A 13,599-nucleotide genomic window follows, 5' to 3' on the forward strand; every position below is an offset into this window, starting at 1 on the left:
TACTCGTTTGTATTAAGCGGAAACTTTTCCATTATTTTTTGCAATCACTTCGTCTGCTACGTTCTTAGGAGCCTCTGCGAAGTGAGAGAATTCCATTGAAGATGTTGCACGACCTGAAGAAAGTGTACGTAATTGAGTTACGTAACCGAACATCTCAGAAAGAGGAACGTCCGCTTTAACCACTTTAGATCCTGCTTTGTCATCCATTCCACGAACGATCGCACGACGACGGTTCAAGTCACCTACGATATCACCCATGTTCTCTTCCGGAGTAACCACTTCAATTTTCATGATCGGTTCCAACAAGATCGGACGACATTTTTTCAATGCTTCACGGTATGCCATCTTAGCAGCCAATTCGAAAGACAATGAATCTGAATCGACAGCGTGGAAAGATCCATCAATCAATTCTACTTTCAATGCTTCAACCGGGTAGCCAGCCATTACACCATTTTTCATGGACTCTTTGAATCCTTTCTCTACTGAAGGGATAAATTCACGAGGAATGTTACCACCTTTGATAGAGTTAATGAACTCAAGACCTGTTTTTTCCTGGTTATCCTGCGGAGAAATCTTCACATAGATATCCGCGAACTTACCACGACCTCCAGACTGCTTTTTGTACACTTCACGGTGCTCAATAGAAGCTGTAATGTCTTCACGGTAAGAAACCTGAGGAGCTCCCTGGTTTACTTCCACTTTAAACTCGCGACGTAAACGGTCAACGATAATATCCAGGTGAAGCTCACCCATTCCGGAGATAACTGTTTGACCAGTCTCTTCGTCAGTGTTTACACGGAATGTTGGATCTTCTTCAGCCAATTTGTTCAAACCGATACCCAATTTATCCTGATCAGCTTGAGTTTTAGGCTCAATAGCGATCCCGATTACCGGCTCAGGGAAGTTCATAGACTCCAATACGATCGGTGCATTCTCAGCACACAAAGTATCTCCTGTACGGATATCTTTAAATCCAACCAACGCTGCGATATCTCCTGCTCCAAGCTCATCAATCTGATTTTGCTTGTTAGCGTGCATTTGGAAAATACGGGAAATACGCTCTTTGTTACCTGTACGAGTATTCAATACGTAAGAACCTGCTGGCAATTTACCGGAGTAAGCACGTGTAAAGCACAAACGACCTACGAAAGGATCCGTTGCAATTTTAAACGCCAATGCAGCAAAAGGCTCATCGTAAGATGGCTTGCGGGATGCAGGCTCATCTGTTTTAGGATTGATTCCTTCGATAGCTTCGATGTCCAACGGAGAAGGAAGAATTTCCATCACCATATCCAACATTGCCTGAACTCCTTTGTTTTTGAAAGAAGATCCACACATCATCGGAACAACTTTTCCGGAGATAGTAGCCTGACGCAATGCATCAAGGATCTCACGCTCAGTCAAAGAGTTTTCATCTTCGAAGAATTTCTCCATCAATGACTCATCGAATTCAGCAACTGCCTCCAACAATTCAGAACGCAATCTGCGAGCGTCATCGATGATATCAGCAGGAATTTCTACCTCTTCGAATGTCATCCCCTGGTCAGCATCGTTCCAAACGATTCCTTTCCAGTTAATCAAGTCAACAACTCCTTTGAAGTTATCTTCATCACCGATGTTGATTTGTAATGGCAAAGCGTGGCTTCCCAACATTTCTTTCACCTGCTTGCACACGTTTAAGAAATCAGCTCCCTGACGGTCCATTTTGTTAACGAAACCGATACGAGGAACGTTGTAGTTGTTAGCCAAACGCCAGTTTGTTTCAGATTGAGGCTCAACACCATCAACAGCTGAGAACAAGAATACCAATCCATCCAATACACGCAATGAACGGTTTACCTCTACGGTAAAGTCAACGTGTCCCGGAGTATCGATAATGTTAATGTGGTATTTTGTACCACGGTAGTTCCAGTTTACTGTTGTAGCAGCAGAAGTAATGGTAATACCACGCTCTTGCTCTTGCTCCATCCAGTCCATGGTAGCACCACCGTCGTGTACCTCACCAATTTTGTGGTTTACACCAGAGTAGTACAAAATACGCTCTGTTGTAGTTGTTTTCCCAGCATCAATGTGAGCTGCGATACCAATGTTTCTTGTGTATTTAAGATCTCTTGCCATTTCTTAGAATCTAAAATGTGAAAACGCTTTGTTAGCTTCAGCCATTCTTAAAGTATCTTCTTTCTTTTTGAAAGCAGCACCTTCTTCTTTGGAAGCAGCAATAATTTCTGAAGCCAGTTTACCAGCCATAGATTTCTCGTTACGTTTACGAGCGTAACCAATCAACCATTTCATAGCCAATGATTGTTTACGTCCTTCACGAACAGGAGTAGGGATCTGGAAAGTAGCTCCACCAACACGACGGGAACGAACCTCCACAGAAGGAGTTACGTTTTCCAATGCTTTTTTGAACACTTCCAACCCTTCTTGATCTTCTAATTTCTTATCTACGATCTCTAAAGCATCGTAGAAAATTTTGAATGCTAAATTCTTCTTTCCAGAATACATTAAGTTGTTAACGAACTTTGTTACTGTAACGTCATTAAACTTTGGATCCGGGAGTATCGCAATCTTTTTCGCTTTTCTTCTTCTCATCTCTTAAAAGTTTAATTATTTCTTAGCTTTTGGACGTTTTGTTCCGTACTTAGAACGACGTTGTGAACGGCCTTCAACACCTGCAGTATCTTCCGCACCACGAACGATGTGGTAACGAACCCCTGGTAAATCTTTAACCCTTCCACCACGCACAAGAACCAAAGAGTGTTCTTGTAAGTTGTGACCTTCTCCTCCGATATAAGCATTCACTTCTTTACCGTTGGTAAGACGAACACGCGCTACTTTTCGCATAGCTGAGTTCGGCTTCTTAGGTGTAGTGGTGTACACACGTACACATACTCCTTTGCGCTGCGGACAAGAATCCAAAGCCGCTGACTTTGACTTCTTTACTACCGCAGTCCTTCCCTTTCGCACTAACTGTTGTATAGTTGGCATACAGTACTCAAATTTTGTTAATTAATAAATATAGTTTTCCCCAAAGAACACACTTTGAGGGGTGCAAAGATAGATAGAAAAACTTACAAAGCAAGCCTTTTACTAAAAAAGTGCTGTTTTTGAACAAATTAATGTTGATGAAAATCAACCGACTAATTTCTTAAAACAAAAAAACGGCCCGAAAAAAGCGTTCTCTGTTAATAACCATTTTATCGTTTTAAATACCCGAAAGCTGAACCGTTTTTACAACCCGTTCTCCACGCTCATTTTCAATATCCAGGTAATAAGTTCCGCAAGGCAATTCCGATAAAATAATTTCCTGCAAGGCCAATGCTGCATCAATTTCCTTCAGCACAACCCCGGTAACGCTCATTACCCGGATCTTTCTTAACGGAAAATCCGACACTAATTGAATCTTTCCCGCCGAAGGATTCGGAAACACGGAAACACCGCTCATTTGTGATTCATCCAAACCAAGATACGTGTAATACTCGCAATCCTGGTTTCCCGGATTGTAACTGAGCGAATCATCCTCGAAGCAAAGTAATTTATAATAAACCCCGTCATTCGGGCTTTGACTGCACCAACCGGGAACAGGGAAGAAACTATGTGAAGGTGAAAAACCCGACGACATCATCCCGAAATGTGAATTCACCAGTCCTCCATGCTGAATAGAATTCGTAGTGGAATCCCGCGTTTCGTAAAAAGTAGCCGTCTCACCGTTCAGCATCCCTGAATAAACACTGTCAATGAACAGATAAGAACTATCATTGCATTCCTGGTTTTCAATTCCCGGTTCCAGCATCCGCACCTGTCCCTGCACCGCTGTAAAATCATACAACACCAAAAATGCATTGTTTTTCCGGTACCAAACCGTATCCTGCTCGAAATAAATGTATTGATATTCGGTATCTATCGTATGCAAAAAACTCCCGTTGGGGCCTGTGGTCATTTTAGTATGCTTATCGCATTTCAACTTCTGACAGGTATGACCGTCTATAATCGTGTCGTTCATTGTTTCAATTCTCAATGAACCGCTTAATTCAGGAATAAACCATTCGTAGTTCCATACTGCATGTCCTTTGATCCAGTTTGTTTGGGCCTGTGCTGACAAACCGATGATTGCGAAAAAGAGCAGTATCAGTCTATTCATAGCTTTAATTTAAGAGGTGATATCTCTATAACGCTGTTTTTCACCAAAAAGTTCAATACACGTACAAAAAAGTAGGCACGCGATTAATCGCGTGCCTACTTTTTTAATATTATACCCTATAACAAACCGCGTTGATATTCATTCCGGCGCCAACGGATGCAAACAGAACGATATCTCCTTCGGTAATTTTATAGCCATTCAGCTCTTCCCGCTTTACCATACTTAATAAGGTAGGAATGGTTGCCACCGAACTGTTCCCCAATTTATGAATATTCATCGGCATCACGTGTTCCGGAATTTCAGATATCCCGTAAAGCTTATACAATTCGCGAACAATCGCTTCGTCCAGTTTTTCATTCGCCTGGTGAATAAAGATCTTCTTCACATCCGTGATCTGAACTCCGGCCTTATCCAGGCATTCCTTCATGGCAAGCGGTACATTCTTGATGGCATACTCATAAACTTTCCGGCCTTTCATCTTCACATAACGAATGCGTGGGTCCGATTCCGGGAAATTCGATTTTCCCAGGTTGAGATAAGTCACCTCATCTTCGCAATGACTCTGTGCACTGAAAGCAAGAATTCCGGAGTTCGAATCCTGTAATTCCAAAATGGTTGCTCCTGCCCCGTCCGAAAAGATCATGCTGTCACGGTCGTGCTGGTCCAATACCCGGCTCAACGCTTCCGCTCCGATCACCAGGCATTTCCTCGCCATTCCGGCCTGTATAAATGCATGCGCCTGGATCAATCCCTGCAGCCAGCCCGGACAACCGAAAATCAAATCGTAAGCCACGCAATTCGGGTTCTTGATTCCCAAGCTGTGTTTCACACGGGAGGCGATCGACGGAATCATATCCGTTTGGATCGTATGCTTGATCACATCTCCGAAATTATGCGCTACGATAATCTGGTCGATGGTTTCGGGATCGCAATTTCCGTCCCGGATTGCATCTTCAGCGGCAATAGCAGCCATATCCGAGCAATTCAGATCTTCGGTCGCATACCGGCGTTCTTCAATACCCGTAATGGTTTCAAATTTCTGAGCGATAACCTCAGGTCTTAAAGGAATAGATTGCTGGTTCTCATCATAAAATTTATGCAGCGCGAAATCAGCATTTGTTTTGATTACTGTCGGAATGTATCTTCCGATACCTGTAATTACACTTTTCATGTTTTAGTTAAACCGTTTTATAAAAATAATTACAGAAGTCCGGGGTCCAAGTTTTTCGTCCGGGAGTTGGGTGCTGGGTCAAAGGTAAGAACAATTTAACGCGATGACCGTTTTTTAGATTTTTTTAAGGGGCTTTCAGTTAGTCCAACTTTTCAATGATTTCCCGTGATAATGTCATTTGATAATCCGAAGCCGGGAGTATTTGCCGGACCTTCTCCACGCCTTCCATATAAACACACAGTGCGTACCTGCGAAAACCATCCGAATCCGGTTCAACAGACATTTCTTCTAGTTCGATCCGAATATCATCCGGTTTTAAATCCGGGAATTTCATTTCAATGTGCTCACGGATTTTCTCAATCTGCCATGCATACTTTTCCTCTAAACTCCGTGTTTTCAATCCCCAAATGTGCCATTTCGGAGAATCCGCATCGTAATCGTGCAACCTCGAATAACAATCTTTGAGAAGATCCTCTTCATTCTCCCCTTCAGAAATGTGCCCACGACTGAAAACCTGCCCGAAAACCAGAAACCGGACAATTGTATTTCCCGGAAGCTGATAGTTCGGTTCAACGATAAAGCTCACATCTACCGGCCTGAGTTGAATGGCCTCTTCCGCTTTCACCTTTTCAATGAAGACTTGCTGTAGTTTATTAAAATCCAATTGCATGTTGTTTCTAAAATTCAATTATCTAAACCTACTCCCAACCCTCGAAAAAACCGATTATCAAGCCGCGTTTCATATAGTGTTTTCCGAATCATAGCTGATAATTGGCTTGAGCTGCTGAAATTAATCAAATAACGTAATTTTGTTCCATGAAGTGTCTCCTGATTTTTCTCTTGCTGGTTCCGTTTGCAAATTCATTCGGGCAACTTTACAAAGATTCCACCCAAACTATTGAAACGCGGGTGAATGACCTCTTAAGCAGGATGACACCCGAAGAAAAATTCTGGCAGGTTTTCATGGTTCCGTCCAATGGAGACACAACTGAAGGAAAACTCCACCACGGAATTTTCGGTCTGCAACTCAGCGCAAGTTCCCAGGGAGATGCCGGCGGACAATTGCTTGCATACAACACTACTGAAAATGCAATCATGCTCGTGCAAAAAATCAACTCCACACAACGCTACCTGGTAGAGAAAACCCGGTTGGGAATTCCTATGATTCCGTTTGACGAAGCATTACACGGACTGGTGCGAAACGATGCTGCAAGCTTTCCGCAAGCCATCGCCATGGCCGCAACCTGGGATACAACCTTAATCAAACAGGCAGCCGGACACATTGCAGAAGAATGTAAAATACGCGGAATCCGGCAAATTCTTTCACCGGTGATCAACCTGGCAACAGATGTGCGCTGGGGACGCACGGAAGAAACTTACGGGGAAGATCCTTTCCTGACCACTCAAATGGGGCTGGCCTTTATCCGCGCATTTGAGTCTAGGGGCATCATCACCACTCCGAAACATTTCATTGCGAATGTCGGTGACGGTGGTCGCGACAGTTATCCGGTTCATTTAAGCGAACGCTTCCTGGAGGAAACCCATTTCGTACCATTCAAACAAACCATTCAATCGGCGAATGCGCGTTCCATTATGACAGCCTACAACTCCCTGAACGGAACGGCTTGTTCTTCCAATAAATGGCTGCTAACCGACAAGCTAAAAAACGAATGGAAATTCAAAGGCTTTGTCATTTCCGATGCGAACGCTGTTGGCGGGGAACTGGTTCTGCACAAAACAGCCAAAGATTATGCGGAAAGCGGGGCGCATGCGATCAACGCAGGAATGGACGTCATTTTCCAAACAGATATCGGCCACGCTTCGCTGTTCTACCCGGCCTTTAAAAATGGGTTAGTTGACACGAACCGCCTGAACGATGCCGTTTCACGCGTACTCCGTGCAAAATTCGAGTTGGGTTTATTCGAACATCCATATGTAACGGAAGAAATCGATGAAGCAACATTGCATCAAAACGGTACGGCACTTACCCGGCAAGTCGCAAAGGAATCCATTGTCCTGTTGAAAAACGAAAAACAAACACTTCCTCTTTCCCGTTCCATCCAAAGAATTGCGGTTTTCGGTGCAGATGCCACAGAAGCACGATTGGGCGGATACAGCGGGCCCGGGTACCGGAAAGCGAGCATCCTGGGTGAACTTGCGGAACACGTCGACAAAAAAACGGAAATCTTATACGCAGAGGGAGCAAGCCGGATCGATCATTCCTATGAAGTGATTGCTCCATCGTATTTGGAATCCAACGGAAGTGCAGGTTTATCTGCCGGGTATTTTGACAATCCAACATTGAGCGGACAACCTGTTTATGAGAGAAAGGATGAAACGATCGATTTTCACTGGACCTTGTATGCACCCAATGAAAAATTACAGCCGGATCATTATAGCGCTCGGTGGACCGGAGCATTAACTGCCCCTGAAAGCGGTGAATTTCTAATCGGACTGGAAGGAAACGATGGATTCCGCCTGTACCTGGATGACAAACTACTGATCGACCGCTGGAACAAAGAATCCTACCACAGAGATTTGGTAAGCTATCCCTTTAGAAAAGGACAAAAGTATGCCCTTCGCGTAGAATTCCGTGAAACACAGGGCGAAGGAAAAATCAAACTGCTTTGGAATGGAACTGTAAAAACGGATTGGAAAAAGGAAATTGCCAAAAGCGTAAAAATTGCTCAAAAATCAGACCTTGCAATTGTTGTTGCAGGAATAACGGAAGGAGAATTCCAGGACAGGGCTTCGCTGAAACTTCCCGGGCACCAGGAAGAGTTGATCCAGGCTCTGAATAAAACCGGAACACCTGTTGTTGTACTGATAGTTGGAGGAAGCGCCGTAACCATGGAAAACTGGATCGGCGAAACAGAAGCAGTGGCCATGCTTTGGTACCCGGGACAGGAAGGCGGGCGTGCCGTTTCAGATTTTTTATTGGGAGAATTGAATCCGGGCGGAAAGCTACCCCTTACTTTCCCCATGAATGAAGCACAACTTCCTTTGGTTTACAATCATCAGCCTACCGGGCGCGGGAACGATTACAACAACCTGAGCGGACAACCGCTATTCCCCTTCGGTTTCGGATTGAGTTACACACAATTTACTTATTCGGATATTCGTTTGGAACATTCAATCCTCTCAAAAACCGAAAAAACACGAGTTCATTTCAAACTCAAAAACACCGGCACTTACGATGGCGATGAAGTCGTTCAATTATACATCAAAGATATCCTGAGTTCAGTTATCCGGCCTGTACAGGAATTAAAAGGCTTCCAGCGCATTCATTTGAAAGCCGGCGAAGAAAAAGAAATCACTTTTGAGCTCACTCCGGATTTACTTGAGCAATTGGACAACGAATTGAAACCGGTAGTTGAGCCCGGTGAATTCCGTATCATGATCGGTTCTTCTTCCAGGGATCTTCCACTGAAAGCTACATTAACTATTCAGTAGCCAATTCAAACTTAAAGACCCATACCGGATTGTGGGCTTGTTGAATGCGTATACTTTGGGGTAAATAAACCGAAACAAGTCCGTTATGGATATTATAGCGCAATTTCTCTCCTGTTGGAACAAAAATCAGTTTTGCCCCTTTTTCAGGAAGATTCTCACTCCATTCCAACAGTGTTAGATTCGTATCTCTGGGCACCAGAACATATCCCGTCTTTTTATCTTTCGACTGTGTAAAAAACCAATAATGCTCCTTGTAATGCTCCATACTTCTGGTATTGTAAATCGCTTCCCCATTCACATCCAGCCACTTTCCTATTTCCAGCAAGCGTGCTTCCACATCAGGTGGGAAAGTACCATCCGGTTTGGGGCCGACTCCCAGCAATAAATTTCCGCCTTTTGCGACTACTTCAACCAATGTTTCGATTACCCGGTCAACCGATTTCAGGTTGTTATTCGGAACATAGCCCCAGTCATTTCCAAGCGGCATACAGGTTTCCCACGGATTATCAATCCGCTTTTCCGGAATGGTGTGCTCGGGAGTCTGGTAGTTTTCGTATGGGCCTTGCACCGTTCTGTCTACCACGATCATTCCGGGTTGGTTCGAACGCACCATTTGTGCAATTCTGGCAATATCCAGTTCCTGGCTCCATCGCGGAATCGGCGCTCCCCAGGAAAGCACTTCTTCATCTATCGTATTCTGAGGCCTCACCCAGCCACCATCCAGCCAAAGCACATCCACACTTCCGTAACCGGTTACAATTTCCTGGATCTGTCTGAACGTATAGTCCTGGAATTGTTTCCAGCGCCAGGGGTATTTTTGGGTATCGTAATTATTGTTCCGGTCGGGCGTTGCATACAGCGGCCACCAGTAATTCTCGTTGTGCCAATCGGGTTTGGAGAAATAAGCCCCGATCATAAATCCCTGGTCGTGATAGGCTGAAAAAACAGACTTCAGCACATCCGCTTTCGGATTGGAAGCAAAAGGGCCGGAAGTAATTTTAAAATCCGTTTGTTTCGTATCGAACATGCAAAATCCATCGTGGTGTTTCGTGGTAAAAACCAGGTAACGCATTCCAGCTTTTTTGGAAATAGCTGCCCATTTCTCCGGATTAAAATTCACCGGGTTCAGGGAATCTTTCAACCCGAAATACCATTTTTTGTAATCATCGTAGGAAGACGTACTGTCTCTGGTAATCCAGGGTTCGGAACAAATAGACCAGGATTCGATAATTCCCGGTACAGCATACAATCCCCAATGAATAATAATCCCGAACTTCTGGTCCTGCCATTTTTCCAATTTTTGCAGCACCAACGGATCCGTGGGTTTTTGGTAATCGTTTGAAACCGGGTGAACACCTAAATTCTGCGCAAAAGAAACTGAAGTACAAAGAGCCAGCGCGATAGAGAAAATCCGAACCATATTATTTCTTCCTGTCATTATAATAAATCCCAATCAAAGCCCTTCTCGAAATCGATCATGAGTCCGCGTTTGGTGTACGTTTTGATCAAGCGCTCTCTTTTCGCTTCATCGTTCTTCAAAACAGCCATTTTGTAAGGACTTACCAGCCCGTTCAGCGGTGAAGCCGGGTATTTTTTACTCAGATAAGCATAAGCCTTCGCAAAATATTCATCCAATCCTCCCGTTTTCTCAACCCCATTTTCATCGATAGAATAACCAATTACAGGAGTATTATCCATTCCGATCAGAAAGTAGGTAAACAGCATCATTTGGTTTGCCTTTGCTTTTTGGGACAATATGAAATCCGGATGTTTGCGGTTGAATTCATCCCACCAAACCAACCGGTCCACGTAACTTTGGGCAGAAATAACAATTCCGGCGTCGTAGCTGAAGTATTCGTCTCTTTCTTTTTGTACACCTCCCAAAAACTCTTTCATCAGCGGCGATACCTTTTTATAAAAACGGGGCTTCAGAAACGATCTGTTTTGAGCAATCTGTGTCATTCCTTCCGGGCATTCGATCCGGAAACCGTTCTTCTCTATCCTTTTTCTGAAGGTAACAAACCGTTTTTCAAAAGGCATTTCCTTTCCCAAACTATCGTAATTAATGCATGGAAAATCAACCAGCGACTCATTCTTTTCAAGCCTTTCGTTCAACTTATTTTCCACCTCTTTGTACAAGCAGTCAAATATCACAAAAGCACTGTCACACAATTCCTCATTTTCCTGTGCAAACAATACCGCATACTTTTCAGCAGCTAAACCAACGGACTCTTCGCTTTCAGGATCCAGTGAGTTTATATACTTCGTGTATTCCTGAAGTAAATCTTTTGTTTCAGGAGTTTTCTCAGGCTTTTCATCCTTTTTACCGGCAACATCTTTCTCCGGAGAAGGAGAACCGCAGCTAAAAACGAGGAGGGCCAGACAAATTGTTACGAAATTTTTCATCAACAAGGATTTTTGCCAAAATTAATCTTTTGGATAAATTACAGGCTTGATATTCTGGTTTAAACCCTGCAATGTTCTAACTTTGTATTCATGAATTATTTAGACGGATTAAACGAAAGCCAACGCATTGCAGTCGAGAACTTTGAAGGGCCTACTATGGTCATTGCCGGAGCAGGTTCCGGGAAAACACGGGTACTCACCATGCGGATCGCTTACATGATCGATCAGGGCATCGATCCGTTTAATATCCTGGCATTGACCTTTACCAACAAAGCGGCAAAGGAAATGACGGAACGGATCGGTTCCATCATCGGTTCGGGAGAAGCGAAAAACATTACGATGGGAACATTCCACTCGGTTTTTGCCCGCATTCTCAGAATCAATGCCGATCGATTGGGATATCCGCAGAATTTCACCATTTACGATACCCAGGATACCAAAAGCTTATTGAAAGACATTGTCAAGGAATTGAACCTGGACGATAAGATCTACAAACCAAGCATGATTTACGGACGCATTTCAGCTGCAAAGAACAACTTGCTGTCGGCAGATGATTACCTGCAGAACCCGGAAATCATGGACGAGGATAAACAAAGCCAGCGACCGGAACTGGGTCGGATTTACAAAGCATATTCCGTTCGTTGTTTCAAAGCCGGGGCAATGGACTTTGACGATTTATTGTATCAAACCAATGTTCTTTTGCGCGATTTCCCGGATGTGCTTCATTATTACCAGCACAAATTCCGGTACATTTTGGTGGATGAGTACCAGGATACCAACTATGCGCAGTATCTGATCGTCAAGAAACTTGCAGCTGTTTATGAAAATATCTGTGTGGTCGGCGACGATGCACAAAGTATCTACTCGTTCCGTGGAGCAAACATTCAGAATATCCTGAATTTCCGGAACGACTACCCGGATTACAAATTGTACAAACTGGAACAAAACTACCGCAGTACTCAGAACATTGTAGATGCTGCGAACAGCGTTATTTCCAAAAACAAGGACCAGATCAAGAAAAGCGTTTGGACCCACAACGACAAAGGAAACCTCATCCGCGTGATCCGGGCTATGACCGACAACGAAGAAGGGAAGATCATTGCCAATAAAATATTCGATGTCAAGCACCAGGAAAGTGGTGACTGGACCGATTTCGCTATTCTTTACCGGACAAACCGTCAATCACGTGCATTCGAGGAAGCCTTGCGCAAAATGAATATTCCGTACAAAATCTACGGGGGACTTTCATTCTATCAGCGCAAAGAGATTAAGGATATTCTGGCTTATTTCCGTTTGACGGCCAACCAAAAAGACGAAGAAGCTCTAAAACGCGTGATCAATTATCCGAAGCGCGGAATCGGGAAAACATCCTGGGAAAACATCATTATTGCTGCAAATCAATATAACGTAGCCATTTGGGATGTCATTTCGGAATTCGGGAAATACCCGGTTTCTATTCCGTCAGCTACCAAACAGAAGATCTCGGAGTTCGTGATCATGATCCAGAGCTTCACCGCACAGCTGAATTCTCAGAATGCCTATCAATTGGCTCAAACGATTGCAAAAAGTTCCGGTATCCTGAAAGAATTGTATTCCGAAAAAGACAAAGGCCCGGAAGAAGTGGAACGTTACCAGAACATCGAGGAATTATTGGCTGCGATCAAAGAATTCACTGTTCAGCGAGGAGACGAAGATCCGGCAACACTTGCTGATTTCATGATCGATGTAGCTTTATTGACCGACGCAGATAACGAAAAAGAAGAAGATAAGAATAAGATCAGCTTAATGACCATTCACTCCAGCAAAGGATTGGAGTTCAAACACGTTTATTTGGTTGGTCTGGAAGAAAACCTGTTTCCTTCCCAGCTTTCGATCAATTCGCGAACAGAACTGGAAGAAGAAAGACGTTTGTTCTATGTAGCTGTTACCAGAGCAGAAAAGAATTGCACGATTTCCTATGCGGCTTCCCGTTTCCAATGGGGAAACCTGATTACTTCGGAGCCAAGTCGTTTTATTTCGGAAATTGACCCGGATTATTTGAGTTTTGAAACAGCTTATGGCGCACCTCAGGGTGGCGGCCGTTCTTTAAATTCAGGAAGAGGCGGTTTCGATAAACCGTTCACCGGCGGATTGAACCGAATGCCCGGAACACCGGTTGCTCAAACAAGTCCAAGAGGTTTAAAGAGCATGTCGGAATTGAATTCCAAAGCCGGTGCAGGAGATTCGAATATTGATATCAAAGTCGGATATAATGTGGAGCACGAGCGCTTCGGTAAAGGAAAAGTAACCAAACTCGAAGGAAGTGGTGTTGACCGGAAAGCAACGATCTTTTTCCCACATGCAGGAGCTAAAACACTGCTTCTGAAATTTGCGAAACTGACAATCCTGGATATTGACTAAAAAAGGCATCTGTAAAATACAAATGCCT

Annotated in this window: 10 protein-coding genes; 2 read left to right on the forward strand and 8 right to left on the reverse strand. The window is 43.8% G+C overall.

Translation table 11 applies throughout. The annotated features are described in order from the left end of the window. Window positions 1-12 precede the first annotated feature (12 nt). The 6 genes from fusA to ABDW02_RS17920 form a co-directional block, all read right to left on the reverse strand. On the reverse strand, window positions 13-2,118 hold the full coding sequence (gene fusA / locus ABDW02_RS17895; protein ID WP_343637008.1) for an elongation factor G: 2,106 nt from the start codon (window positions 2,116-2,118) through the stop codon (window positions 13-15). 3 nt (window positions 2,119-2,121) lie between these two features. Continuing rightward, window positions 2,122-2,592, reverse strand: a complete 471-nt coding sequence (rpsG, locus tag ABDW02_RS17900) for a 30S ribosomal protein S7 (RefSeq protein WP_343637010.1) — start codon at window positions 2,590-2,592, stop codon at window positions 2,122-2,124. 15 nt (window positions 2,593-2,607) lie between these two features. Then, window positions 2,608-2,988 (reverse strand): 30S ribosomal protein S12, encoded by a 381-nt coding sequence (rpsL, locus tag ABDW02_RS17905; protein WP_124744417.1) that lies wholly within the window; start codon window positions 2,986-2,988, stop codon window positions 2,608-2,610. Window positions 2,989-3,205: 217 nt separating this feature from the next. Then, window positions 3,206-4,141, reverse strand: a complete 936-nt coding sequence (locus tag ABDW02_RS17910) for a T9SS type A sorting domain-containing protein (RefSeq protein ID WP_343637013.1) — start codon at window positions 4,139-4,141, stop codon at window positions 3,206-3,208. Between the two features lie 109 nt (window positions 4,142-4,250). Beyond that, on the reverse strand, window positions 4,251-5,312 hold the full coding sequence (locus ABDW02_RS17915; RefSeq protein ID WP_343637015.1) for a ketoacyl-ACP synthase III: 1,062 nt from the start codon (window positions 5,310-5,312) through the stop codon (window positions 4,251-4,253). A gap of 139 nt (window positions 5,313-5,451) precedes the next feature. Beyond that, window positions 5,452-5,982, reverse strand: a complete 531-nt coding sequence (locus ABDW02_RS17920) for a hypothetical protein (protein WP_343637017.1) — start codon at window positions 5,980-5,982, stop codon at window positions 5,452-5,454. 146 nt (window positions 5,983-6,128) lie between these two features. Here ABDW02_RS17920 and ABDW02_RS17925 point away from each other — a divergent pair, with 146 nt between their 5' ends. Beyond that, window positions 6,129-8,765: a glycoside hydrolase family 3 N-terminal domain-containing protein gene (locus tag ABDW02_RS17925; RefSeq protein ID WP_343637019.1), complete on the forward strand. Its 2,637-nt coding sequence runs from the start codon at window positions 6,129-6,131 to the stop codon at window positions 8,763-8,765. Here the strand turns inward: ABDW02_RS17925 and ABDW02_RS17930 are convergent. Both ABDW02_RS17930 and ABDW02_RS17935 read right to left on the reverse strand, forming a co-directional pair. Further along, the gene (locus ABDW02_RS17930) at window positions 8,755-10,203 is read right to left on the reverse strand and encodes an alpha-L-fucosidase (RefSeq protein ID WP_343637021.1); all 1,449 of its coding nucleotides are present in this window, start codon (window positions 10,201-10,203) and stop codon (window positions 8,755-8,757) included. The genes ABDW02_RS17925 and ABDW02_RS17930 overlap by 11 nt on opposite strands. Beyond that, a complete protein-coding gene (locus ABDW02_RS17935; RefSeq protein ID WP_343637023.1) occupies window positions 10,203-11,171 on the reverse strand; it encodes a hypothetical protein in 969 nt (322 codons plus the stop codon). The genes ABDW02_RS17930 and ABDW02_RS17935 overlap by 1 nt, the downstream gene beginning before the upstream one ends. 90 nt (window positions 11,172-11,261) lie before the next feature. Here ABDW02_RS17935 and ABDW02_RS17940 point away from each other — a divergent pair, with 90 nt between their 5' ends. Next, the gene (locus ABDW02_RS17940; protein ID WP_343637025.1) at window positions 11,262-13,571 is read left to right on the forward strand and encodes a UvrD-helicase domain-containing protein; all 2,310 of its coding nucleotides are present in this window, start codon (window positions 11,262-11,264) and stop codon (window positions 13,569-13,571) included. Window positions 13,572-13,599: the final 28 nt, after the last annotated feature.

Source organism: Fluviicola sp., assembly GCF_039596395.1.
GTDB lineage: Bacteria > Bacteroidota > Bacteroidia > Flavobacteriales_D > Crocinitomicaceae > Fluviicola.

Bases quoted from the DNA above. Each gene is read 5' to 3' on its own strand.
- ABDW02_RS17940 (WP_343637025.1), top strand. From the start codon at position 11,262: ATGAATTATTTAGACGGATTAAACGAAAGCCAACGCATTGCAGTCGAG.
- rpsL (WP_124744417.1), bottom strand. From the start codon at position 2,988: ATGCCAACTATACAACAGTTAGTGCGAAAGGGAAGGACTGCGGTAGTA.
- ABDW02_RS17910 (WP_343637013.1), bottom strand. From the start codon at position 4,141: ATGAATAGACTGATACTGCTCTTTTTCGCAATCATCGGTTTGTCAGCA.
- ABDW02_RS17930 (WP_343637021.1), bottom strand. From the start codon at position 10,203: ATGACAGGAAGAAATAATATGGTTCGGATTTTCTCTATCGCGCTGGCT.
- ABDW02_RS17935 (WP_343637023.1), bottom strand. From the start codon at position 11,171: ATGAAAAATTTCGTAACAATTTGTCTGGCCCTCCTCGTTTTTAGCTGC.
- ABDW02_RS17915 (WP_343637015.1), bottom strand. From the start codon at position 5,312: ATGAAAAGTGTAATTACAGGTATCGGAAGATACATTCCGACAGTAATC.
- fusA (WP_343637008.1), bottom strand. From the start codon at position 2,118: ATGGCAAGAGATCTTAAATACACAAGAAACATTGGTATCGCAGCTCAC.
- ABDW02_RS17920 (WP_343637017.1), bottom strand. From the start codon at position 5,982: ATGCAATTGGATTTTAATAAACTACAGCAAGTCTTCATTGAAAAGGTG.
- rpsG (WP_343637010.1), bottom strand. From the start codon at position 2,592: ATGAGAAGAAGAAAAGCGAAAAAGATTGCGATACTCCCGGATCCAAAG.
- ABDW02_RS17925 (WP_343637019.1), top strand. From the start codon at position 6,129: ATGAAGTGTCTCCTGATTTTTCTCTTGCTGGTTCCGTTTGCAAATTCA.